This window comes from Pseudomonas sp. ASL4 (genome assembly GCF_056680395.1).
On the sequence record NZ_CM155280.1, the window covers coordinates 2,333,042 to 2,356,527 of the forward strand.

The following is a 23,486-nucleotide window of genomic DNA, read 5'->3' on the forward strand; positions in this document are numbered from 1 at the left end:
GGCTTCGCGCTTTATAAGCACGAAGCGGGGCACAAGAATTAATAGTCGATGGGGTCGCGAATGATCGGGCAGGTCATGCAGTGGCCGCCGCCACGGCCGCGCCCGAGTTCGCCGGCACTGATGGTGATGACTTCCACGCCAGCCTTGCGTAGCAAGGTGTTGGTGTAGGTGTTGCGGTCGTAACCGATCACCACGCCCGGTTCGAGGGCCACCACGTTGTTGCCGTCGTCCCATTGCTCGCGTTCGGCGGCGAAGCTGTTGCCGCCGGTTTCCACCACGCGCAGGGCCTTGAGGTTGAGTGCGGCCGCCACGGTGTCGAGGAAGTTGGTTTCTTCGCGGCGGATGTCTATGCCACCCGGTTTGCTTTCATCAGGGCGCAGGGTGAACGCGACGATCTGGTTGACCACTTCCGGGAAAATGGTGACCAGGTCGCGGTCGCAGAAGCTGAACACGGTGTCCAGGTGCATCGCGGCGCGGGATTTCGGCAGACCGGCGACGATCACTCGCTCCACGGCTTGGTGCTTGAACAGGTTCAGCGCCAGTTGACCGATGGCCTGACGCGACGAGCGCTCGCCCATGCCGATCAACACCACACCGTTGCCGATAGGCATCACGTCGCCGCCTTCGAGTGTCGAGTTGCCGTGCTCCTGATCCGGGTCGCCGTACCAGACCTGGAAGTCGGCGTTGGTGAACTCGGGGTGGAATTTGTAGATGGCGCTGGCCAGCAGGGTTTCCTGACGGCGCGCCGGCCAGTACATAGGGTTCAAGGTCACGCCACCGTAGATCCAGCAGGTGGTGTCGCGGGTGAACAGGATGTTGGGCAGCGGCGGCAGAATGAAGCTCGAGTGGCCGAGGAAGTCACGGAACATCTCGATGGTCTTGCCGCCGAAACTGGTTGGCAGGTCATCGGCCGACACGCCGCCGATCAGGAACTCGGCGATCTTGCGCGGCTCCAGGCTGCGCAACCAGGAACTGGTTTCGTTGACCAGGCCCAGGCCCACTGTATTGGCGGTGATCTTGCGTTCGAGAATCCAGTCCAGGGCCTCAGGGTTCGCGACGATGTCGGTCAGCAGGTTGTGCATTTCCAGCACGTCGACGTTGCGTTCGCGCATCTTGGTGACGAAATCGAAATGGTCACGCTTGGCCTGGGCAACCCATAGCACGTCATCGAACAGCAATTCGTCGCAGTTGTTCGGGGTCAGCCGCAGGTGGGCCAGACCGGGGGAGCAAACCATGACTTTGCGCAGTTTGCCGGCCTCGGAATGTACGCCGTACTTAACTTTTTCCGTGGTCATTACAGTGATCCTCCAGATCTAAACAATCAGCTATTACAGCGTCAGGAAACCGGCATACAGCCCGTAGGCAGCCACCAGGGCGCCGACGACTACGGCCGCGAAAATCAGCTTCTCGACATTAGTGAAAACCGGTTTGCCCACTTCCATCTTGGCCTTGGCGAACAGGATCGCGCCGGGGGCATAGAGCAGGGCGGAAAGCAGCAGGTATTTGATGCCGCCGGCATACAGCAGCCAGACCGCGTAGATCACGGCAATGGCGCCGATGATCAGGTCTTTCTTGCGTTCGGCCAGGGCGTGTTCATAAGTCTCGCCGCGTACCGCCAGTAGCAGCGCATAAGCCGCCGACCACAGGTAAGGCACCAGAATCATCGAGGTGGCAAGGTAGATCAGCGACAGGTAAGTGCTGGCCGAGAACAGGGTGATGATCAGGAATACCTGAACCATCGCGTTGGTCAGCCACAGGGCGTTGGCCGGTACATGGTTGGCGTTTTCGCGGCGCAAAAACGCCGGCATGGTGTGGTCCTTGGCGGCGGCGAACATGATCTCCGCACACAACAGCACCCAGGACAGCAGCGCGCCAAGCAAGGAAATGATCAGACCAATGCTGATCAGCACCGCGCCCCAGTGACCGACCACGTGTTCCAGCACGGCCGCCATCGACGGGTTCTGCAGCTTGGCCAGTTCCGGTTGGGTCATGATGCCCAGAGACAACACGTTCACCAGCACCAGGAACAGCAGCACGGTAATGAAACCGATCACGGTGGCCTTACCAACGTCGCTACGTTTTTCGGCCCGGGCCGAGAAGATGCTCGCGCCTTCGATGCCGATGAACACCCAGACGGTGACCAGCATCATGTTGCGCACCTGGTTCATCACGCTGCCCAGGCTAGTGTTTTTAGTGCCCCAGATGTCGGCAGTGAAGATGTCCAGCTTGAAAGCGAACACGGCGATCAACACAAACAGCACCAGCGGCACGACCTTGGCGACGGTGGTCACCAGGTTGATGAACGCCGCTTCCTTGATCCCGCGTAAAACAAGGAAGTGCACGGCCCAGAGCAGCACCGAGGCGCCGATCACAGCGGCAACGGTGTTGCCTTCGCCGAAGATCGGAAAGAAGTAACCCAGGGTGCTGAACAGCAAGACGAAGTAGCCGACGTTGCCCAGCCAGGCACTGATCCAGTAACCCCACGCGGATGAGAAACCCATGTAGTCGCCGAAACCGGCCTTGGCGTAGGCGTAGACACCGCCGTCCAGGTCAGGCTTGCGGTTGGCCAGGGTTTGAAAGACGAACGCGAGGGTCAGCATGCCGACCGCCGTAATTGCCCAACCAATCAGCACCGCACCGACATCAGCACTGGCGGCCATGTTCTGCGGTAAAGAGAAGATCCCGCCACCAATCATTGAGCCAACTACCAATGCAACGAGCGCGCCGAGCTTCAGTTTTCCGGGGGATTCAGACATTGCATGACTCCAATGCAGGAGAAGAGAGACAACAGATTAAATCTGTTAACTGTTCAATCAGCTGACATAGATCAGTGCATCGGCACATTCCATTGTTAATGAAAGACTTATGAACTTTTCGCGGGCATAACTGTATTGCTGGAAAAGCCCGGCTCAGAGGCCTCGGCCAGTTCAAGCAGGAATAATACGTATCGCGTTGAGGTTTTTAAGCTAGTTCGTTTTCGCGAATTCGCAACTTTTTGATAACTGTTTTCAGTACAGAATTGATTTATTAGGATTGACTCACAAAACTGTTATGCACCGATTGCCACAGATTGATCGGCTATAAATAAAAGGCATTAATAGGTGTTAATTATTGAACGTTATTACGCTTTGCCTATTTAGTTAAATTAATCCATTTGTTAGTGGGGTGCTGTCGCTATGAGGTTGCTGCTGGCGTATCGGCCGCCTTATGACTGGGCCGCAATGTTGGTTTTTTTGTCGGCGCGGGCGATTGCCGGGATGGAGACGGTGGTCGATGGCGTGTATTCGCGCAGCATCGGCTTGGATGGTGTGCACGGCACGTTTTCGATCAAGCCGGTGGGGGATGCTGCGCTTGAGCTGACGCTGGATTTTCCTGACCCCGCGGGCGTGCCCGAGATCGTGGCGCGGTTGCGGCGGATGTTTGATCTGGATGCTGATCTGCCTGCAATCCATCGACATTTGACGGCCGATCCGCTAATGGCGCGGTTGATTGCCGAGCGTCCCGGATTACGCGTGCCGGGTGCATGGGATGGTCTGGAGCTGGCGATTCGCGCGGTGTTGGGGCAGCAGATTACGGTGCGCGCGGCGATCAAACTGGCAGGGAAACTGGTGGCGCAGTATGGCGAGGCATTGGATTCAGCGCCGCCCGGGCTGACTCATGTGTTTCCTGGGGCGGCGGTGTTGGCGGTCTCGGACCTGGCGACGCTAGGGATGCCGAAAAGCCGTGGGCGAACGCTGTCCGGTGTGGCTCAGGCGTTACTCGATGATCCGTTGTTATTTGAGCCGGCGCGCGAGGGCGGCGTGGCGCGGTTGCTGGCATTGCATGGGATTGGCGACTGGACGGCGCAGTACATTGCGTTGCGGCAGTTGCGGGAGAGGGATGCGTTTCCGAGTGGGGATGTGGGGTTGATCAATGCGTTGGCGGCGCTTGAAGGCGGACCGGTGACGGCGCGGGAGTTGCTGCGGCGGGCTGAGGTGTGGCGACCTTATCGGGGGTACGCGGCGCAGCAGTTGTGGACATCGCTGAGCCGGGTTGATTGAGCTGATCCGGGATTTGTAGCGGCTGGTCTGATGCTTTCGCGAGCAAGCCCGCTCCCACATTTGATGGCGTTCGTCCGGGAGAACTCGGTCACCTGTGGGAGCGAGCTTGCTCGCGATGGCTATCTAACAGTCACCACCACTGCGCGCGATGGGAGCCCAATTCCGTGGCGGGAATGGCCCATTGCACAGGCGTTCCGGTGATTTTCAGCGGAACGTGCAACCGGTGCGCCGGCCCCCAAGGTGTCTGCTCGACCAACAACCCTTGATCGTCCTGATCTTCCGCCCGCAACGGCTCATTTGTCCCTGCACCATTCTCAATCAACAACTTCGCGGTCCGCGCCAACGATAACCGCGCCGAACCACCGAACCCGCGAGTCAACCGCTCAGCCAACAACTTGATCGCACTAGCCGCCATCAAATACCCGGTCGCGTGATCCAGCGCCTGAACTGGCAATGGTGTTGGCTTGTCGGCTTTCTTCCACTGCATGCCAGCCTCGGCAATCCCGCTGCTCATCTGCACCAGACTGTCGAAACCCCGACGGTTCTGCCACGGGCCGCTCCAGCCGTAGGCGTTGAGGCAGACATCGATCAAGCCTGGGGACAACTTCTGGCGTTCAGCGGCGCCGTAACTCAAGTGTTCCAATGCATCGGCGCGGTAGCCGTGGAGCAAAATGTCGGCGTCCTTGAGCAGGCTTTCGAACACTGCGCGATCAGCCGTGTCATGCAAATCCAGCCGCGCACAGCGTTTACCGAGAGTGACTTCCGGCACGACACCGGGCTCGTTCCAGGTCGGCGGGTCGATGCGCAATACGTCGGCGCCGAGGCCGGCGAGGAAGCGGCTGGCGATGGGGCCGGCGAGCACGCGGGTCAGATCAAGCACTTTGATTCCCGCCAGTGGTCGCGCCACCGAGCCTTGCCACGGTTTGGCGTTCTGGCTGCTGTGGGCGGCGAATTGAATCAATGGCTCGGCGTTTACGGCGATGCCTTGAGGGTGGGCCTGCCATTGCGCCCAGGTGCGCATCTCAGCGGCGCAGCCACCGGCCTCGACCACGGCGTGTTCCAGATCGGTCTTGGCCCACTTCGCGACCTGACTCGCCATGCCGGCGCGGTCGGCACAGGCACCGAGCACGCTTTCGGCGGCGGCGCGGTGATGTGGGGCGTTGGTGTGCAGGCGAATCCAGCCGTCCTTGGTCTCATAGTCACCGGCGACCGGGTCCCACAGCGGCGGCGCGCTCCAGCCCAGCGGACGGATCGAGGTGGCGAACCAGAACGAAGCCAGGCGGCGGTCGACTTCAAGGGTGGGCAAGCGGCCGGTCTGTTGGTGCAGCAATTCGCTGACAGCCTGACCGGCGGCGGCAATGCTGGCGCAGGCCAGGTCAGTGACGGCGAACGCCGAGGGCAGGGCGCCGCTCGACGTAAACGGGATCGGGGTATGCGGCAAGCCGAGTGCGGCTTGAATGGACGTGAGTAAATCAGTCATCGAAGGCCCTCCGGAACGAGGGTTCGATGATAGATCAAAAATCTGCCGGGCCAGATGAAATCCCTTGTGGGAGCGGGCTTGCTCGCGAAGGCGGTGTGTCAGTCGACATCAATTTTGACTGATACACCGCCTTCGCGAGCAAGCCCGCTCCCACAGGGTTTGGCGCTAGCCGCTTAAACCCGGAACTGATCCATCAATTTCATCTGATGCGTGGCCAGCGCATTGAGCTGGCTGCTGATCTGCGCCGATTCAGTGGCTTGCCCGGTCAGGGTTTCGGTGACGGTGCGGATTGCCGAGACGTTGCGATTGACCTCTTCGGCCACGGCGCTTTGCTGTTCGGCGGCGCTGGCGATTTGCAGGTTCATGTCGCTGATCACCGTCACCGCGTCGCTGATCTTGCCCAGGGCCTGGACTGCTTGCTGGATCTGCCCTGCGTTGCTGTGGGCCTGGGTCTGGCTCGAGTGCATGGTGGCAACCACGCCGCGGGTGCCGGTCTGGATGCGTTCGATCACGATGCGAATTTCTTCCACCGAGTCCTGGGTCCGTTTGGCCAGGTTGCGCACTTCATCGGCAACCACCGCAAAGCCACGACCACTTTCGCCGGCACGGGCCGCTTCAATCGCGGCGTTGAGCGCCAGCAGGTTGGTTTGTTCGGCGATGCTGCGGATCACTTCCAGCACCGAGCCGATCTGCTCGCTGTTCACCGCCAGGGCTTCGACTTCGATCACGGCTTTGCTGACTTCGTCAGCCAGCAAATTAATATCCCGGGTGCTGCGCTCAATGATCTGCATGCCATCGCGGGCTGACTGGTCGGCACCTTTGGCGGCGTTGGCAGCGTTCGACGCGCTATTGGCGACGTCGTGGGCGGTCGCGCTCATTTCATTGGACGCGGTGGCGACCTGGTCGATTTCGCGGAACTGCACCTGCATGCCTTCGCTGGTCTGGCGGGCGATTTCCGAAGACTGGTCGGCGGTGCCACGGGCGTCGGTAATGCTCTGTTTGATCTGCGCGATGGTCGGTTGCAGCTTGTCGAGGAAGCGGTTGAACCAGCTCACCAGTTCACCGAGTTCGTCTTTCTTGCTGTAGTGCAGACGTTGGGTCAGGTCGCCGTCGCCGCTGGCAATCGCCTTGAGCATTTGCGCCACGCTGTTGATTGGCCGGGTCACGCCCGACGCCGTGAGCCAGATTAGCAACAGACCGATCAAACCGGCCGTCACCGCCACCAATAACGCCTTGAGTGTGCCGGTTTGTTGCGCGTAATCGAGCACCGTTTGCAGCTTCACCGAATCGGCCAGCAGCACTTGTTTGGGCAGGTCGATCACCACACCCCAGGCCTTGGAATCGGTGATCGGGCTGACCGGGTACACCGCGCGGATCAGGTCACCCTGTTCGAGAATCTTCGGCGAGCCGTTGCCGAGCAGTTGCAGGACTTCCTTGCCGTCGGCACCGAGGGTGTCGCCGATGCTTTTACCCACCTTGCCGGCATCAACGCTGTAACCGGCAAGCACACCGCTGCCGGAGACGATCAGCATGTGGCCGGCACCATTGAACAGGTCACGCTGGGAATCCACCGCCGCTGCTTGCAACGCATCGAGGGCGATGTCCACGCCGACCACGCCGATGGCTTTTCCGTCCACCAGCAACGGCACGGAAATGGTGGTCATCAGCACTTCCTTGCCGCCCACGGTGTCGGAATACGGGTCGAGTAAGCAGGTGCGTTTGTTGTCGCGAGGGCAGGTGTACCAGCTGTTGTACGGCGTACCGCTGAGGCTCAGGGTGGTTTTGGTCATGTCGTCTTCGACCATGATCGTGTTGAGCCCGACCCCGCCCGCGCGGCTCCAGTAACTGGCGAAACGTCCCACCTCGTTGGACTGCCTGACAGCGTCATTGACGAATTCGCTGTCCTTGCCGTCCAGGCCGTTGGGCTCGAACGCCAGCCAGATCCCCAGCACTTTGCCGTTGCGCTCGAAAGCGGTTTTCAGGCTCTGGTTCAACTCCTCGCGCAGGGCGCCGGCGTCCAGCGAACGCTTGGCGGCCATGGTGCGCATGTCCTTGATCTGATCGGCCAACGCCGTGACCACCAACAGGCTTTCACCGAAGGTCTTCTGCACCCGCACGGCTTGCTCGGCGGCTTTGGCCTGGAGCAGGTCCTGGACGCTGGCGGTGAGCATTTTGCTGCTGGAGGCGCTGACCAGGTCGTTGTTGCGGTTGGTCTGGTACATGTTCATGCCGACGATCAGGGCGACGACACCGAGCAGGCACAGACCGGACAACAGGACGATTTTCAGGCGGATGGACAGGGAGTCGAACATAGGGCGAACTCGCAAATGGATGAGGTGTTGGCCAAGAGACGGGGGTACTCCCATCCGCCAAGTCCATTCAGCGCCATTTAATCCACATCGGCGTGGGCAGGGCGTGCATGAATGGCAAGCCGACGAGCGGTAACAGGTGAACGTTTGCGCAGGGGAATGCCCTGAAAAGGGCTGGGATTCAGGAGAATTTCGTTGATTCTGTGGCGAGGGAGCTTGCTCCCGTTCGGCTGCGTAGCAGTCGCAATTCGGTGTAGCGGGTGCGTCTGGAGAATTTTGGGGCCGCTTCGCAGCCCAGCGGGAGCAAGCTCCCTCGCCACAGGGGATTTTTATTTGTCAGGACGGTTGAGGTGCCGATTCCGGGCGCGACCAGATCCACAGGTTGCCCAGGCTCATGCCAGTAATCGCCAGGTAAACCGGCCAGCCGTGATCGAGCATCACCAGCATCAAGCCTGCACACAGCAGCATGCTGACGGTGGCGCTGACCTTGGCCCGGCGGACGATGATTTTGCCGTTTCGCCAATTGCACAGGATCGGCCCGAACAAGCGATGGTTTTCCAGCCAGGCACTCAGGCGCGGCGAACTCTTGGTGGCGGCCCAGGCGGCCAGGAGGATGAACTCGGTGGTCGGCAGGCCCGGCACGACAATCGCGATCAGGCCGATGCCCAGGCTGACGTAGGCCAGCAGGCCGAAGAGGATTCGGGCGAGTTTGGAGGCGGCGAGGTGAGGCATGGGGCGTATGGTGACCAGTGTGATGCGTGATCGGCAAGTGTTGATTGATGTCTGCAGGTACACACAGATCCATTGTGGGAGCGGGCTTGCTCGCGAAAGCGGTGTGACAGGCAACATTGATATTGACTGACACTCCGTCTTCGCGAGCAAGCCCGCTCCCACAGGGGAATGTGGTTTGTCAGGCGAGTTCCGGGGTGTAGGCCTGTTCCAGCAACACGGTGAAGCGGTTGAACGCATCAACCGCCGCTTGCTCGATTTCGGCTTCTTCCTGAGCGCTGAATTCCAGCGAGTCGAGGGTTCTGACGAAACTCTTCCAGCCTTGCGCACGACCACCGGCCGGCTCGCCCAGGTGGCGGGCGCCGAAGGTGTCGCTCAAACCCAGGCCCACGGCACGCTTGATCAAAAACGCAGCGCCGAGCTTCGAGCCTTCGGAGACAAATAACCAGCCCAGGGCCGCGGCTTTGGTTGGATTCTTCACCGCGTCAGCCACCGCTGCCGGAACGTCAGTGTCCAGATCGGCCAGGTCAGCCTTGGCCGCTTCGGCACGGCAGCGTGCCGGCAGGTCCGGGACGATCGTAGTCAGTTCAGTATCGTTGTACAGCGACACCAATTCCGACTGGAACAAATACTGCGCGACCACGAAACGGGCGAAATTAGCCTGGGTTTCGAACGGCGCATGAGCTTTGACCAACGCGTCGAGTTTGGTGTGTGGCTCGTTGGTGATCTGGTTCAAGCGTTGCGAACGCAGAGCAGGGCGTTGAGCAGTGTCCTGGGAGGTCATGGGAAGTCCTTGAGAAAAAAGAGGCGCTTGGTAACGAGACGAACAACAAGGCGCCAAACAGTAAAAAAACCTCACGGCAACCCATTAACAAATGTGTCGCAGTGAGGCACTCAGGGTCAGATGTCCCAGACCAGATTGATCGCGAAGTTGCGACCCGGCTGGGTCAGGCGATCCAGGTTGGCCGGTTGGGTCACCGAGGCTTCGCCGACACTGTCGTAGCCGCGCACGTCATCCCACTGCCAGTATTTCTTGTCGGTCAGGTTGTAGAGGCCGGCATTGACGGTCACATCGTCGGTGACCTTGTAGAAACCGGCCAGGTCGAGCACGCCATAACCCGGGGTCTTGAACTGGGTGCTGGTGCCGTCCGGGGTCTTGAAGCTGGTGCTGTCGACGCGGTCCTTGCGTTTGACCAGTGTCCAGCTCAACAGGGCGCCGTAGTTGTCCCGGTCGTAACCGAGGCCGAACACGCCGGTCAGCGGGTTGATGCTGTTCAGTGGCTGGCCGCTGTCATCGTTACGGCCATACAGGTACGCCATCGAGCCTTGGGTGTAGAGGCCGGTCGGCGCACCGAAGCTGTCCAGGTTCAGGCGCCCCTTGAGCTCCACGCCCTTGATGGTGGCGTGCTTGATGTTGTTGCTCTGGAACGTGGTCTCGGTGTAGCCGGGAGTGATCGCGTTCTCGTCGATGAAGTCGCGGTACTTGTTGTAGAACACCGCCACATCGAAGGTGCCTGCCTCGAATCGGCCGCGCAGGCCGGTTTCGTAGCTTTTGCTCTTTTCCGGTTCCAGGTCCGGATTCGGCGCGACCTGATAACCACCGGCCAGGTTTTCGAAGCGACCGTACAACGCCTTGGCGGTCGGCGTGCGGAAGCCTTCGGCGTATTGGCCATACCAGGTGTAGTTGTCGTTGAAGCTGTAGGTGGTGCCGAACTTCGGCGACAGACGATGCCAGGTCTTGGTGTCGTCGCTCACCACGCCGTTGCCGCTCTGGTCGGCGGTAGCCAGGAACTCGTCGGTGATGTGCGGCTTGAGCTGGGTGTAGTCGTAGCGAGCGCCGGGCAGGAAGGTCCAGTTGCCCCAACTGATCTGATCCTGGGCAAACAGGCTGTAGCTGTTGATGGTCGGGTCCGGGAAGTCGCTGGCCGGTTTCAGGGTATCCGCGGCGCTCGGTGCACCGATCACTCGGCAGGCGCCGGCCACGGTCAGGCAGGTGCCAGTGCCGGTGCGCAGGCCGGTGACCTTGTCCTGTTTGATGGTGGTGCCGTAAGTGACCGTGTGGTTGGTGTCGGCGATAGCGAAGGATTTGTCAGCCTGGGCATCGAGCACCCATTGGCGATCCTTGTAATTGGTATTGCGTTCGCGCAACACGGTGCGCGATGGCGCGTAGATTTCTTCGGTGGACTGGTCGGTCTTGGCGATCTGGTAGTTCAGCGACCACTTGATGTTGTCGGCCAACGCCGTGTCCAGCGCGAAGCTGTGTTCCAGGCCGAAGCGTTCGCGGGTCACGGTGTCGTTGCCAGTACGGGATTTGTAGAAGCCGAAACCGCGTCCGGCGTTGAACGGACCGCCGACCGCGCTCAATTGATTGGTGTCGCGGTCGTCCTTGTAGTGCTCGTAGGTCAGGCCCAGGCGCGCGTCGTCGGCGTAGTTCCAGCCGAGTTTGGCCAACACGTTGGTGGTGCGCACGTCCTCGGGGTTGGCCTCGGTGCGGTTCAGGCCGGTGCCGCCGGTTTCGCCGTAGGATTCGGTTTCATGCCCATTGCGTTGGTTCAAATGCAGCAAGCCGTCGAAGTCGCCAGTGCGACCGGCGATGGTGCCGGAGGTCAGCCAGCTGTCATCGGCCGAGCTGTAGCCGGTTTTCAAACGTGCGCCGACGTCTTTGCCAGGCTTGATGATGTCGTCCGGATCGAGGGTGTAGTAGCTGACGGCGCCGCCGATGGCGTTGCTGCCGTAGAGCACCGACGCCGGGCCACGGAGGATTTCGACGCGTTTGACGATTTCCGGGTCAACGTAGTTGCGGTTGGTCTGGGCGTACGGGCCGTTGAAGAAACTGTCGGGCACTTGCACGCCGTCGACCTGGGTCAGCACGCGGTCGCCGTCGATACCACGGATGTTGTAGCCGGTCAGCCCGGCACGTTGGCCGGCGCCGCCCACCGAAACACCCGGCTCGTAGCGCACCAGATCCTTGATGTTGTTGACGTTGTTGCGGTCCAGTTCTTCGCGGGTCTGGACACTGACAGTGGCCGGCACGCTGTCGATGCTTTGTTCCTGACGGGTGGCGCTGATGGTCACCTGTTGCAGGTTGAGGGCGCCGCCGCCGTTGCGTTTTTCCAGCACGATGTTGTTAGTGCCCAGTTTGCGATAGCTCAGGTTGGTCCCCACCAACAGGCGATCCAGGGCTTTTTCCGGTGGCAAGGATCCGCGCACACCCGGCGAGGCGATGCCTTCAGCCAGTTCTGCTGGCAAGCCGACCTGCCAGCCGGTCACGGCGGTAAAGGCATTGAGTGCCGAAACCAGCGACTGCTGAGGAATCGCGAACGAGTAATCGCCCATGTTGCGGCTCGGCTGCTCGGCGGCAGTGGCTGCCATCAGCGGCGCGGCACCGGCCATCAGGATGGCGGCGGTCAGCAATGACAGCACGCAGGAAGGTGAAGAGGACTGGCGGGTATGGCGAGAGGACATCGATAGCGCTCCGTGTCGCACGAATCTTTATAGGTGCAGATTGGCATCGATAGATGCGAATCAATTGCATTGGCTATAACGAGACGAACGAGCTTCGGCTATCGAGTAAAAATAATTCTCATTTAGTTCAAGATCACCAGCGCCGGAAATTCCTGAAGCTTGGCCGAGGTGATGTGAGCGAGGGAGCGGATCACGTCCAGCGGCTGGTCGAGGCGGTAATTGCCGGTGACGGCGACGTCGGCCAACTGCTCGTTGTTGTTGATGATCCAGCCTGGATAGTAGCGCCGCAGCTCCGCCAGCACCTGGCTCAGCGGGCAGTTCTCGAACACCAGTCGGCCCTGAACCCACGCCAGGTCGGTGGCGGCGTCGAGCTTGGCCGGGCGGTCGAAACCGTTGGGGCCGATGCGGATGCTTTCACCGGCCGACAGCCGTACTCGCGCATCGTCACGGGTGGCACGCAAATCCACGTCGCCGCGCTGCACCCGAACCTGGGCCACGCCATCGAGGTAACGCACGGCAAACGCAGTATCGCGGACACTGGCCTTGACCGGCCCGGCGTCGATTTCCAGCGGTTGGCCACGGTTGGCCGGCACTTCGAAAAACGCCTCGCCCTGATATAAGCGAGCGACGCGCTGCTGATCGTTGATGGTGCTGGAAAACGCCGAATTGGTATTGAGCAGGACCTTCGAGCCGTCTTCCAATTGCAGACGCTGGCGTTCACCGACCACGGTCAGGTGATCGGCCTGAAGACGCATCGGCAGATTGCTGAAACTGAACAAACCGAGGATCAACACCGCCGCCGTGGCCAGTGGTTTCCAGTGCGGACGCAAGCGCGACAACACGGTGACTTTCGCAGGTTTAGCGGCCAGGTTTTGTGCGCACTGGAGGACCAATGGGCCGTCCCAGATCGCCTGGGCCTTGGCGAACGCCTCGGCATGCAATGGATCGGCGGCGAGCCATTCGTGGAACTGTCGGCTCTGTTCCGCACTCGGACTGCCCAGCACGATCAGCCAGTCCAGGGCCTGGTCCATCGCGCTTGCAGTGTCCCGCGCCGGGTCAGGCGTTTGGGAGCGGCGGGTGTCCGTCACGGTGTTTCCTCGGCAGTGTCTGTGCACCGCTGTTTTTTTTAGTAGAGCGTGGAAGTGCGGCAAGGGTAGCAAAGCTCGAAGGCCCTGCGCAGTCGATCTCGGCAGGTAGCGAGTAAACCTACAGACTCAGTCGCCGTTTAACCGTTGCGCGACGCCAATGCAGATCGCCATGATCAGCTTCAGTTCTTTTTGCACAGTGCTTAGGGACACGCCGAGTTGTTCGGCGATCTCCAGATAGCTGTGGCCGTGCAGGCGACTGAGGATGAAAATCTGCTGCTGACGGCTGCTAAGTTCACTGAGGCTCACGTTCAAACGCTCCAGCAATTGTTCGGCATGGGCGGCGTCCTCGGCACTGCTGACCGGGGCGGCGATGCTTTCCACCACGTCCAGCGGGACGTCATCGAGCAGGGTGCGCGACTGAATGCGCCGCGCACGCAAATGATCCAGCGCCAGGTTGCGGGCGGTCTGGAAGACGAAGGGTTCAAGGTGATCGATGGCCCGCTCACTGAGCGCCCGGGTCACGCGCAGGTAGGTTTCCTGCAACAGGTCTTCGGCGGTGCTGTGATTGTTGACCATCCGCTCCAAGGTGCGCAGCAGCGAAACCCGCTGAGCGATGAAGACGTGATTGAAGCGCGATTGACTCACGGGAGGACCTGATCCATTTCGAGCGAATGATAATGCTTATCATCCGCTCAAATGGTCAAGTGCTGATTTGCGGAGGGCTAGGCGCGGCCCAACAGATAGGTCGCGTAATCCGGGATCCGGTGCTCGTGCGCCTGATCCATCAACGGACTGCTCAGCAGGTAGTCGGCGCTGCATTCATTGCAGGCGACCGGGATGTTCCAGACCGCCGCGACTCGCAGCAACGCCTTGATATCCGGGTCGTGGGGCTGCGGTTCGAACGGGTCCCAGAAGAACACCAGCATGTCGACCCGTTGCTCGGCGATACGCGCGCCAAGTTGCTGATCGCCGCCCAACGGGCCGCTGATCATGCTTTCCACGGGCAGGTCGAGGCGTTGTTGCAACAACAACCCGGTGGTGCCGGTCGCGACCAGTTCATGTTGCGCCAGCTTGTCTTTCTGCCGCTCGGCCCAGTCCAGCAAAAACACTTTGCAGTGGTCATGGGCGACCAGGGCGATACGCTTGCGCGCCGCCAGGGTCTTTTGCGTAAAGCTGATACCGATCATTGAATGTTGCTCTCGGTGGGGGCCTTGCAAATATCGCGTAGGAGCAGCCTTCGGCAGCTCCTACAGGTCCGCGTCAACCCGTCATGAGGCGACGTGCCCCATCACGTTGCTTATTCCGCGTTGCACAGCGCCAGGCAGTTATCGAGCATGCGGTTGGAGAAGCCCCATTCGTTGTCGTACCACGCCAACACCTTGAGCAGTTTGCCGCTGGACTTGGTGTGGTTGGCGTCGAAGATCGACGACAGCGGGTTGTGGTTGAAGTCGCTGGAGACCAGCGGCAGGGTGTTGTAGCCGAGAATCTTCGAGTGCTGGGCCGCTTCTTTCAGCAGCGCGTTCACTTGCTCTGCGCTCGCCTCACGTTTTAGCTGTACGGTCAGGTCCACCAGCGACACGTTGATCACCGGAACACGCACCGCCATGCCGGTCAGTTTGCCCGCCAGCTCCGGCAGCACCAGGCCGACGGCTTCGGCAGCGCCAGTCTTGCTCGGGATCATGTTCTGGGTGGCGGAACGGGCGCGGTACGGGTCGGTGTGGTAGACGTCAGTCAGGTTCTGGTCGTTGGTGTAGGCGTGGATCGTGGTCATCAGACCGCTTTCGATGCCCAACTCGCGGTGCAGCACCTGGGCCACCGGGGCCAGGCAGTTGGTGGTGCACGAGGCGTTGGAAATAATCTGGTGCGACTGGCGCAGAATGTCGTGGTTAACACCGTAAACCACGGTGGCGTCGGCGCCTTTGGCCGGGGCCGAGATAATCACTTTGCGCGCGCCGGCCGTAATATGCGCGGCGGCTTTGGCACGGTCGGTGAACAGACCGGTGCATTCGAAGACCACATCGATCTTCTCGGCAGCCCACGGCAGTTCAGCCGGGTTGCGGATGGCGCTGACCGAAATGCGGTCGCCATTGACCGTCAGGCTTTCGTTATCGTGCTGGACATCAGCGTCGAAAGTGCCGTGAACGGTGTCGTACTTGAGCAGATGAGCGTTGATCGAGCTGTCGCCCAAGTCATTGATGGCGACGATCTGCAGATCCTGACGATAACCTTGGGTATACAGTGCGCGCAGGACATTACGGCCAATTCGGCCAAAACCATTGATTGCGATTCGAAGAGTCATTTAACAGCGCCGCCGTCGTTTTGTTGTTGGAATTACAAGATTATTCGCATAAAAATAGAAAACAAGCCTTTTTAATGGCAATATTTTGTTCAATCTACAACGAGTGACCTGAATCAACTGGTCCGATCGATCAAGAAAGCCGCCCGTCAGCCCATCGACAACGGCCCTTGATCAGCATAGACAATCAGGTCGCCACATCCGTTAGCCTGGAGTTCTACACATGCATCCCCGCGTCCTTGAGGTCACCGAACGGCTTATCGCCCGCAGCCGTGCAACTCGCGAGGCTTACCTTGCGCTCATTCGCGGCGCTGCCAGCGATGGTCCGATGCGCGGCAAGCTGCAATGCGCCAACTTCGCCCACGGCGTGGCCGGGTGCGGCACTGACGACAAGAACAGCCTGCGGATGATGAATTCCGCGAACATCGCAATTGTTTCGTCATATAACGACATGCTCTCGGCGCATCAGCCGTACGAAGTCTTTCCTGAACAGATCAAAAAAGCCCTGCGCGAAATCGGCTCGGTCGGCCAGTTCGCTGGCGGCACCCCGGCCATGTGCGATGGCGTGACCCAGGGCGAGCCCGGCATGGAACTGAGCCTGCCGAGCCGTGAAGTGATCGCGTTGTCCACCGCCGTGGCGCTGTCTCACAACATGTTCGACGGTGCGCTGATGCTCGGCATCTGCGACAAGATCGTGCCGGGCCTGATGATGGGCGCGCTGCGTTTCGGTCATCTGCCGACGATCTTCGTGCCGGGCGGACCGATGGTCTCGGGCATTTCCAACAAGCAGAAAGCCGATGTGCGCCAGCGCTATGCCGAAGGCAAAGCCAGCCGCGAAGAATTGCTGGAATCGGAAATGAATTCCTACCACAGCCCTGGCACCTGCACCTTCTACGGCACCGCCAACACCAACCAGTTGCTGATGGAAGTCATGGGCCTGCACTTGCCGGGCGCCTCTTTCGTCAACCCGAACACCCCGTTGCGCGATGCCCTGACCCGTGAAGCGGCGCACCAAGTCACGCGACTGACCAAGCAGAACGGCGACTTCATGCCGATCGGCGAAATCGTCGACGAGCGCTCGCTGGTCAACTCGATTGTGGCGCTGCACGCCACCGGCGGCTCGACTAACCACACCTTGCACATGCCGGCCATCGCCATGGCGGCGGGCATTCAACTGACCTGGCAGGACATGGCCGACCTCTCCGAGGTGGTGCCGACCCTGAGCCACGTCTACCCGAACGGCAAAGCCGACATCAACCACTTCCAGGCCGCGGGCGGCATGTCGTTCCTGATCCGCGAACTGCTGGAAGCCGGCCTGCTCCACGAAAACGTCAACACCGTGCTCGGTCATGGCCTGAGCCGCTATACCGTGGAACCGTTCCTCGATAACGGCGAACTGGTCTGGCGCGAAGGCCCGATTGAAAGCCTCGACGAAACTATTCTGCGTCCGGTCGCCCGTGCGTTCTCGCCCGAGGGTGGCCTGCGGGTAATGGAAGGCAACCTTGGTCGCGGGGTGATGAAAGTCTCCGCCGTGGCCCTGGAAAACCAGGTCGTCGAAGCACCGGCCATGGTGTTCCAGGATCAACAGGATCTGGCCGATGCGTTCAAGGCCGGTTTGCTGGAGAAAGATTTCGTCGCGGTGATGCGCTTCCAGGGCCCGCGCTCCAACGGCATGCCGGAACTGCACAAGATGACGCCGTTCCTCGGTGTGCTGCAGGATCGCGGCTTCAAAGTCGCGCTGGTCACCGACGGGCGCATGTCCGGCGCCTCGGGAAAAATCCCGGCGGCGATCCACGTCAGTCCCGAAGCGTTTGTGGGCGGCGCTTTGGCGCGCGTGCAAGAGGGCGATATCATCCGCGTCGATGGCGTCAAAGGCACCCTGGAGCTTAAGGTGGACGCCGAAGAATTCGCAGCGCGCACGCCAGCCAAAGGCCTGTTGGGCAACAACATCGGCAGCGGGCGCGAACTGTTTGGTTTCATGCGCATGGCCTTCAGCTCCGCAGAGCAGGGCGCCAGCGCCTTTACTTCTGCCCTGGAGACGCTTAATTGAAACTGGCTTTGGTCGGTGACATCGGTGGGACCAACGCACGTTTCGCGTTGTGGAAAAACCAGCAACTGGAATCGATCCAGGTGTTGCCGACGGCAGATCACACCAGCCCGGAGGAGGCTATCGCTGTCTACCTGAGCGGGTTGGGCCTGGCGCCTGGCGCGATCGGTTCGGTGTGCCTGTCGGTGGCAGGTCCGGTGAGCGGTGATGAATTCAAGTTCACCAACAATCACTGGCGCCTGAGCCGCAAGGCGTTCTGCCAGACCTTGCAGGTGGATCAACTGCTGCTGGTCAACGACTTCTCGGCCATGGCGCTGGGCATGACCCGTTTGCAGCCGGACGAGTTTCGGGTGGTCTGCGAAGGTACGCCGGAACCGTTGCGGCCGGCGGTGGTAATCGGCCCGGGCACCGGGCTCGGCGTTGGCACGTTGCTGGACCTCGGCGAAGGCCGATTTGCCGCGTTGCCGGGGGAGGGCGGTCACGTCGACTTGCCGCTGAGCAGCCCGCGGGAAACCCAACTGTGGCAACACATCTTCAATGAGATTGGCCATGTCAGTGCCGAGACAGCCTTGAGTGGCAGCGGCTTGCCGCGGGTCTATCGGGCGATCTGCGCGGTGGATGGTCATGAACCGCAGTTCCACACTCCCGAAGCCATTACGGCGGCAGGACTGGCCGGTGATCCGGTCGCGCTGGAAGTGCTGGAGCAGTTCTGCTGCTGGCTCGGTCGCGTGGCCGGCAACAACGTGCTGACGGTGGGTGGGCGCGGTGGCGTGTATATCGTGGGCGGGGTGATTCCTCGGTTTGCCGATTTCTTCGTTGAAAGCGGTTTTGCCCGATGCTTCGCCGACAAGGGCTGCATGAGCGATTACTTCAAAGGCATTCCGGTGTGGCTGGTGACGGCGCCGTATTCCGGCCTGATGGGCGCGGGTGTGGCGCTCGAACAGGCCTGAAACACGATCAACTGTGGGAGCGGGCTTGCTCGCGAAAGCGGACTGACATTCAACATTGATGTCGACTGATACACCGCTTTCGCGAGCAAGTCCGCTCCCACATGGGATCTGCGGTGTTTGTAGATTCTGTGGTAAGGCATAATCCGCCCAATTCAAACAACAAGGATGCCGCCCCTGTGAGCTCAGTCAACAAGTCGATTTTGTTGGTCGATGACGATCAAGAGATACGCGAGTTGCTGGACACCTACCTGACCCGTGCAGGTTTTCAGGTGCGCACCACGCCCGATGGCGCAGGCTTTCGCCAGGCGATGAACGAGGCGCCGAGTGATCTGGTGATCCTCGATGTGATGCTGCCGGACGAAGACGGTTTCAGCCTTTGCCGCTGGATTCGCCAGCACCCGCGTCAGGCCCAGGTGCCGATCATCATGCTCACCGCCAGCTCCGACGAGGCCGACCGCGTTATTGGCCTGGAACTGGGCGCCGACGATTACCTCGGCAAACCCTTCAGCCCCCGGGAATTGCAGGCACGGATCAAGGCGTTGTTGCGCCGTGCGCAGTTCGGTCAGGAACGCTCCGGCAGTGAAGTACTGGCCTTCGATGACTGGCGGCTGGACATGGTCAGCCATCGGCTGTTCCACATCGATGGCGAAGAAGTGATTCTCTCCGGCGCCGACTTCGCGCTGCTGAAACTGTTCCTCGATCATCCCCAGGAAATTCTCGACCGCGACACCATCGGTAACGCCACCCGTGGCCGCGATTTGATGCCGTTGGATCGGATCGTCGACATGGCGGTCAGCCGTTTGCGCCAGCGCCTGCGCGACACCGAAAAACCACCGCGGCTGATCCGTACCGTGCGGGGCAGTGGCTACCAACTGGCCGCCAATGTGGTTGCCAGCAATGGCCACTGAGTGGTTGCGCCGGCTCGCCGCCAAGGTGCCGGTGCCACGCTCGTTGCTCGGGCGGATGTTGCTGCTGACGCTGTTGGTGGTGCTTTTCGCTCAGGCGCTGTCGAGCGTGATCTGGGTTTCGCAGCTGCGCGCTACTCAGCTCGAAGGCCTGGTCACCAGCGCCCGTAGCCTGGCGCATTCGATGACCGCCAGCGTCAGTTACTTCCGTTCGTTGCCGGTGGCGTTTCGGCCGCTGGTACTCGATCAATTACGCAGCATGGGCGGCACCCGGTTCGTGGTGACCCTCAACGACAAACCCTTGGGCATGGAAGTGCTGCCGATCACCCCGCGCAAAGAAGCGGTGCTCAAAGCGGTGGACGAGGTGCTGCGCGAGTCCCTGGGCCACGACACGGATATCTCGGTGACCTTCGTCAGCCCCGAAGACCTGCGGATCTTCAACAGCGGGCTGAAACTCGATGAATTGCCGCGGTCCTGGGCGCACTACGCGTTGACCCTGGAACCGGTGAACCCGCCGGTGCTGGTCACGCAAATCCAGATGGCGCCGGGCGAATGGCTGTACATCGCTTCGCTGCTGCCTGAGCCCTACACCAGTCTTGAAGAGCAAGGCCTGCCGGCGCAGCAAGTCTGGTTCATCGTGCTCACCAGCGGCTTTTTGCTGTTGTTCATCGGCCTGCTGGTGCACTGGCAGAGCCGTCCGCTCAAGCGCCTGGCGCGGGCGGCACGGGACATGTCCCTCGGTGCGGAAGTCGAGCCGGTGCCCGAAGGTGGCGGCAGTGAAGTGGTCGAGGTTGGCCGCGCCTTCAATGCGATGCGCGAGCGCATCAGCCGCTACCTGACCGAGCGCAGTCAGTTGTTCAGTGCGATCTCCCACGACTTGCGCACGCCGATCACCCGGTTGCGACTGCGGGTCGAATTGCTCGAAGACGAAAAGCTGCAAGCCAAGTTCGGCCGCGATCTGGATGAGCTGGAGTTGCTGGTCAAAGGCGCGCTGCAATGCGTGAAAGACACCGACATCCACGAAAACATTGAGCCGGTGGACCTCAATCACGTGCTCGATTGTTTGGTCGAGCCGTACCTGGCGCCCAACGGCAATGGTCGCGTGACCCAACAGGGCCGGGCACTGGCGGCATACCCCGGCAAGCCGCTGGCGCTCAAGCGCTGCATCGGCAACCTGATCGACAACGCCTTGAAGTACGGACAGAACGCGCACCTGCACATCGATGACGACCAGAGCGCGTTCATCCTGCATGTGGATGATGAAGGGCCCGGAGTGCCGGAGCAGCGGATGGAGCAGGTGTTCGAGCCGCACTTCCGCCTGGCCGGACAGCAGCAGGGTTATGGGTTGGGGTTGGGGATTGCGCGCAATATTGCCCATAGCCATGGTGGCGAGGTCAGCCTGCAGAATCTGCGCGAAGGCGGATTGCGGGTGACGTTGCAGCTTCCTCGATCAATCGATTGAAAAGATCAAAAGATCGCAGCCTTCGGCAGCTCCTTGTATCTCGACTATCGCTCCGTCAGGAGCGATAGTTCTCGACTGATCATCGAGGGAGGGACCTGGAAGCCGTGCAGCTCCTTAGGCTTTTTGCCTGTGACGTAGATCGTGCTCCAACCCTCCGCACTCACTCGTATAGTTCGAACGGTATCTTGGGCCCGCCTCTGGCTAGAGCCCGCATTCGCAAGGTCGGGCAGAGTGCAGTGATGATCGCAATTGATCTGATTGGGAGAGTGTTATGTCCAGTTTCGTCGGCGTCGATGTCGCTAAAAACACCTTTGATATCGCTACACATCTGCCAAATGGCAAGCATAAAACCAAGGCCAAACTGGCTAACAATTCCAAGGGTTTCAAAGAGTTTGAAGTTTGGTTGCAGAAGCAGGCCGAGCCTTCGACCCTGATCGTGATGGAAGCGACCAGTGTCTATCATCTGGAGCTCGCCGAGTTCGTCTACAACAAGGGTTATCGGGTCTGCGTGGTGAATCCGGCCACGACTCACGCGTATGCGGGCAGCGAGTTACGTCGGATCAAAACCGACAAGAGTGATGCCAAGCTGATCGCCGACTTCGCTAAAGAAAAAAATGAAAAGCTCAAGCTTTGGGCTCCGGAACCGCTGAAGTTCCGCCAACTGAAGGCCATGGTTCGTCGCCTGGATGACCTTCAAGAGATGGAGCAAATGGAGCGTAATCGTCTGGACGTGTCCGACGAAAAGGTCAAAGAGTCGATCAACTCGGTGATTGGCCACATCGAAAAAGAAATCGTTGAAACCCACAAGGCGATCAAAAAACATATCGATGACGACCCCGACATGCGCCAGATGCGCGACTTGGTCGTGACCATCGACGGCATTGGCGAGAAAACGCTTGAGCGGTTGCTGGCTGAGCTGGGCGACCTGCGCAAGTACGACGACCCTCGAAAACTTGTCGCGGCTGCTGGCCTGAATCCAGAACTCCAGGAATCAGGGCTCCTCAAGGGCCGCAGCCCGATCTCGAAGATCGGCTCAGCGCGCTTGCGCGCAGGCCTATACATGCCGGGCTTGGTCGCGTTGCAACACAACAAAGCAATAATCGCCATGAAAGATCGCCTGAAGGCCAACGGCAAGGCCCCCAAGCAGATCATCTGTGCTGCCATGCGCAAGCTGCTGCATTACGTTTACGCAGTGCTCAAATCGGGCCAGCCATATGACCCTGAATTTGCGCTTGCTCGGTGAGATTCAAGACGGTATCTACAGTGGAATGTGTACGCCTGTAGGAGCTGCCGAAGGCTGCGATCTTTTGATCTGGCTTTTGCTTTGTCACGGCTCAGTGACATAACTCGCCCCCTTCGTTACCTGCCTCGCCTCAACCGTTGTTTAGACTGCCCTCCAGTCATAACAACAAAAAAGGTACCCCATGGACACCTTCCAACCCGCTTTCAGCAGTTGGCTGAACGCGCCTGCCCACCAGCAATGGCTCGCCGCCGAAGGGCTGCGCCTGCTGGCGTTCGCCAAGGCTTCGAAGCTCCCTGAAGGCTTCGGCAATCTCGATGAAAAGGGCCGCCTCCTGGCCAATGCCCAAGCCGAAACCATGAACACCGCACGCATGACCCACAGCTTCGCCATGGCTCACATCCAGGGCCTGCCAGGGTTTGCCGAGTTGGTGGATCACGGCGTCCAGGCGCTCAGCGGCCCGCTAAAGGATGCCGAGCACGGTGGCTGGTTCGCCACCGCCCATCATCGTGATGACAACACCGGCAAAGCCGCTTACCTGCACGCCTTCGTCGCCCTCGCCGCAAGTTCCGCTGTAGTCGCGCAACGGCCCGGCGCACACGCCTTGCTCGATGATGCCATCCACATCATCGACACGCATTTCTGGAGCGAGGAGGAGGGCGCGATGCGCGAATCCTTCAATCGCGACTTCAGTTGCGAAGAAGCCTACCGCGGCGCCAACAGCAACATGCACGCCACCGAAGCCTTCCTCGCGCTGGCGGATGTCACCGAGGACAACCGCTGGCTGGTCCGCGCCCAGCGGATTGTCGAGCGAGTGATCCACGCTCACGCCGCCGCCAACGATTACCTGGTGGTCGAGCATTTCGATCGCGATTGGCAGCCGCTGCGCGAGTACAACCACGACAACCCTGCCGACGGTTTTCGCCCCTACGGCACCACGCCGGGCCACGGTTTTGAATGGGCGCGGCTGTTGCTGCACCTCGAAGCCGCGCGAGTGCAGGCGGGGATGCTCACGCCGGGTTGGCTGGCGACCGATGCGCAAAAACTCTTCGATCACAACTGCCGTCACGGCTGGGATGTCGACGGGCTGCCGGGGATTGTCTACACCCTCGACTGGGACAACCGCGCGGTGGTCCGCCATCGTCTGCACTGGACCCATTGCGAAGCCAGCGCCGCTGCCAGTGCGTTGCTCAAACGCACCGGCGAGGAGCAATACGAAGCCTGGTACCGACTGTTCTGGGATTTCTGTGACAGTCATTTCATCGACCGCTGCGATGGCAGTTGGCACCATGAACTCGACCCGCAAAACCGCCCGAGCGCCGATATCTGGGCCGGCAAACCGGATCTGTATCACGCCTGGCAAGCCGTGCTGATTCCGCGCCTGCCGCTGGCGCCGAGCATGGCGACTGCCTTGGGGCAGTTGTCCCAGAGTGCTCCTGTGTAACCATGTGGTGACATTCAAGCGTCCCTTCGTT

The 23,486-nt window shown here is 60.5% G+C and carries 18 protein-coding genes and 1 pseudogene; 7 read left to right on the forward strand and 12 right to left on the reverse strand.

The window, feature by feature from the left end; translation table 11 throughout:
- Positions 1 to 38 precede the first annotated feature (38 nt).
- Both arcA and arcD read right to left on the reverse strand, forming a co-directional pair.
- On the reverse strand, positions 39 to 1,295 hold the full coding sequence (gene arcA / locus AC1MEW_RS10525; RefSeq protein ID WP_201206134.1) for an arginine deiminase: 1,257 nt from the start codon (positions 1,293 to 1,295) through the stop codon (positions 39 to 41).
- Positions 1,296 to 1,328: 33 nt separating this feature from the next.
- Positions 1,329 to 2,756, reverse strand: coding sequence for an arginine-ornithine antiporter (gene arcD, locus AC1MEW_RS10530; protein ID WP_201206132.1), 1,428 nt, complete (start codon positions 2,754 to 2,756; stop codon positions 1,329 to 1,331).
- Positions 2,757 to 3,176: 420 nt separating this feature from the next.
- Between arcD and AC1MEW_RS10535 the strand changes: the two genes are divergently transcribed.
- A complete protein-coding gene (locus AC1MEW_RS10535) occupies positions 3,177 to 4,040 on the forward strand; it encodes a DNA-3-methyladenine glycosylase family protein (RefSeq protein ID WP_323570603.1) in 864 nt (287 codons plus the stop codon).
- A 130-nt stretch (positions 4,041 to 4,170) separates the two neighbouring features.
- Here AC1MEW_RS10535 and AC1MEW_RS10540 read toward each other — a convergent pair whose 3' ends face one another.
- From AC1MEW_RS10540 to gap, 10 genes and pseudogenes are all read right to left on the reverse strand, one after another.
- Positions 4,171 to 5,520, reverse strand: coding sequence for a CoA transferase (locus tag AC1MEW_RS10540; RefSeq protein ID WP_323570604.1), 1,350 nt, complete (start codon positions 5,518 to 5,520; stop codon positions 4,171 to 4,173).
- Positions 5,521 to 5,693: 173 nt separating this feature from the next.
- Positions 5,694 to 6,449 carry a methyl-accepting chemotaxis protein gene (locus AC1MEW_RS10545; protein ID WP_446739935.1) on the reverse strand — a complete coding sequence of 252 codons (756 nt, stop codon included), beginning with the start codon at positions 6,447 to 6,449 and terminating at the stop codon, positions 5,694 to 5,696.
- A gap of 150 nt (positions 6,450 to 6,599) precedes the next feature.
- A pseudogene (locus AC1MEW_RS10550) lies at positions 6,600 to 7,886 on the reverse strand (PDC sensor domain-containing protein); the annotation flags it as partial.
- A 279-nt stretch (positions 7,887 to 8,165) separates the two neighbouring features.
- Entirely contained in the window at positions 8,166 to 8,561 is a 396-nt protein-coding gene (locus AC1MEW_RS10555) for a YbaN family protein (protein WP_201256788.1), read from the reverse strand.
- A gap of 178 nt (positions 8,562 to 8,739) precedes the next feature.
- Entirely contained in the window at positions 8,740 to 9,342 is a 603-nt protein-coding gene (locus AC1MEW_RS10560) for a biliverdin-producing heme oxygenase (RefSeq protein WP_201206122.1), read from the reverse strand.
- Between the two features lie 116 nt (positions 9,343 to 9,458).
- Positions 9,459 to 12,023: a TonB-dependent receptor gene (locus AC1MEW_RS10565; protein WP_480426201.1), complete on the reverse strand. Its 2,565-nt coding sequence runs from the start codon at positions 12,021 to 12,023 to the stop codon at positions 9,459 to 9,461.
- A 122-nt stretch (positions 12,024 to 12,145) separates the two neighbouring features.
- Complete coding sequence (locus tag AC1MEW_RS10570) at positions 12,146 to 13,111, reverse strand: FecR family protein (protein ID WP_480426202.1); 966 nt, start codon at positions 13,109 to 13,111, stop codon at positions 12,146 to 12,148.
- 126 nt (positions 13,112 to 13,237) lie between these two features.
- A complete protein-coding gene (locus AC1MEW_RS10575; protein WP_201206116.1) occupies positions 13,238 to 13,756 on the reverse strand; it encodes a sigma-70 family RNA polymerase sigma factor in 519 nt (172 codons plus the stop codon).
- A gap of 77 nt (positions 13,757 to 13,833) precedes the next feature.
- Positions 13,834 to 14,298: a methylglyoxal synthase gene (locus AC1MEW_RS10580; RefSeq protein WP_213941134.1), complete on the reverse strand. Its 465-nt coding sequence runs from the start codon at positions 14,296 to 14,298 to the stop codon at positions 13,834 to 13,836.
- A gap of 110 nt (positions 14,299 to 14,408) precedes the next feature.
- The gene (gene gap / locus AC1MEW_RS10585) at positions 14,409 to 15,410 is read right to left on the reverse strand and encodes a type I glyceraldehyde-3-phosphate dehydrogenase (protein ID WP_201206114.1); all 1,002 of its coding nucleotides are present in this window, start codon (positions 15,408 to 15,410) and stop codon (positions 14,409 to 14,411) included.
- Positions 15,411 to 15,630: 220 nt separating this feature from the next.
- Between gap and edd the strand changes: the two genes are divergently transcribed.
- From edd to AC1MEW_RS10615, 6 genes are all read left to right on the forward strand, one after another.
- The gene (gene edd, locus AC1MEW_RS10590; RefSeq protein WP_201206113.1) at positions 15,631 to 17,457 is read left to right on the forward strand and encodes a phosphogluconate dehydratase; all 1,827 of its coding nucleotides are present in this window, start codon (positions 15,631 to 15,633) and stop codon (positions 17,455 to 17,457) included.
- The gene (locus AC1MEW_RS10595) at positions 17,454 to 18,404 is read left to right on the forward strand and encodes a glucokinase (protein ID WP_201256791.1); all 951 of its coding nucleotides are present in this window, start codon (positions 17,454 to 17,456) and stop codon (positions 18,402 to 18,404) included. The genes edd and AC1MEW_RS10595 overlap by 4 nt, the downstream gene beginning before the upstream one ends.
- 176 nt (positions 18,405 to 18,580) lie before the next feature.
- Positions 18,581 to 19,312 (forward strand): response regulator, encoded by a 732-nt coding sequence (locus AC1MEW_RS10600; RefSeq protein WP_008155851.1) that lies wholly within the window; start codon positions 18,581 to 18,583, stop codon positions 19,310 to 19,312.
- A complete protein-coding gene (locus tag AC1MEW_RS10605; protein ID WP_201206111.1) occupies positions 19,302 to 20,771 on the forward strand; it encodes an ATP-binding protein in 1,470 nt (489 codons plus the stop codon). Before AC1MEW_RS10600 ends, AC1MEW_RS10605 begins: the two co-directional genes overlap by 11 nt.
- A 271-nt stretch (positions 20,772 to 21,042) precedes the next feature.
- A complete protein-coding gene (locus AC1MEW_RS10610) occupies positions 21,043 to 22,014 on the forward strand; it encodes an IS110 family RNA-guided transposase (RefSeq protein ID WP_480423023.1) in 972 nt (323 codons plus the stop codon).
- A gap of 181 nt (positions 22,015 to 22,195) precedes the next feature.
- Positions 22,196 to 23,455, forward strand: coding sequence for a D-mannose isomerase (locus AC1MEW_RS10615; RefSeq protein ID WP_480426203.1), 1,260 nt, complete (start codon positions 22,196 to 22,198; stop codon positions 23,453 to 23,455).
- Positions 23,456 to 23,486: the final 31 nt, after the last annotated feature.

Coding starts and splice junctions, on each gene's coding strand:
- arcA (WP_201206134.1), bottom strand. CDS start 1,295: ATGACCACGGAAAAAGTTAAGTACGGCGTACATTCCGAGGCCGGCAAA.
- arcD (WP_201206132.1), bottom strand. CDS start 2,756: ATGTCTGAATCCCCCGGAAAACTGAAGCTCGGCGCGCTCGTTGCATTG.
- AC1MEW_RS10535 (WP_323570603.1), top strand. CDS start 3,177: ATGAGGTTGCTGCTGGCGTATCGGCCGCCTTATGACTGGGCCGCAATG.
- AC1MEW_RS10540 (WP_323570604.1), bottom strand. CDS start 5,520: ATGACTGATTTACTCACGTCCATTCAAGCCGCACTCGGCTTGCCGCAT.
- AC1MEW_RS10545 (WP_446739935.1), bottom strand. CDS start 6,449: ATGCAGGTGCAGTTCCGCGAAATCGACCAGGTCGCCACCGCGTCCAAT.
- AC1MEW_RS10555 (WP_201256788.1), bottom strand. CDS start 8,561: ATGCCTCACCTCGCCGCCTCCAAACTCGCCCGAATCCTCTTCGGCCTG.
- AC1MEW_RS10560 (WP_201206122.1), bottom strand. CDS start 9,342: ATGACCTCCCAGGACACTGCTCAACGCCCTGCTCTGCGTTCGCAACGC.
- AC1MEW_RS10565 (WP_480426201.1), bottom strand. CDS start 12,023: ATGTCCTCTCGCCATACCCGCCAGTCCTCTTCACCTTCCTGCGTGCTG.
- AC1MEW_RS10580 (WP_213941134.1), bottom strand. CDS start 14,298: ATGATCGGTATCAGCTTTACGCAAAAGACCCTGGCGGCGCGCAAGCGT.
- gap (WP_201206114.1), bottom strand. CDS start 15,410: ATGACTCTTCGAATCGCAATCAATGGTTTTGGCCGAATTGGCCGTAAT.
- edd (WP_201206113.1), top strand. CDS start 15,631: ATGCATCCCCGCGTCCTTGAGGTCACCGAACGGCTTATCGCCCGCAGC.
- AC1MEW_RS10605 (WP_201206111.1), top strand. CDS start 19,302: ATGGCCACTGAGTGGTTGCGCCGGCTCGCCGCCAAGGTGCCGGTGCCA.
- AC1MEW_RS10610 (WP_480423023.1), top strand. CDS start 21,043: ATGTCCAGTTTCGTCGGCGTCGATGTCGCTAAAAACACCTTTGATATC.
- AC1MEW_RS10615 (WP_480426203.1), top strand. CDS start 22,196: ATGGACACCTTCCAACCCGCTTTCAGCAGTTGGCTGAACGCGCCTGCC.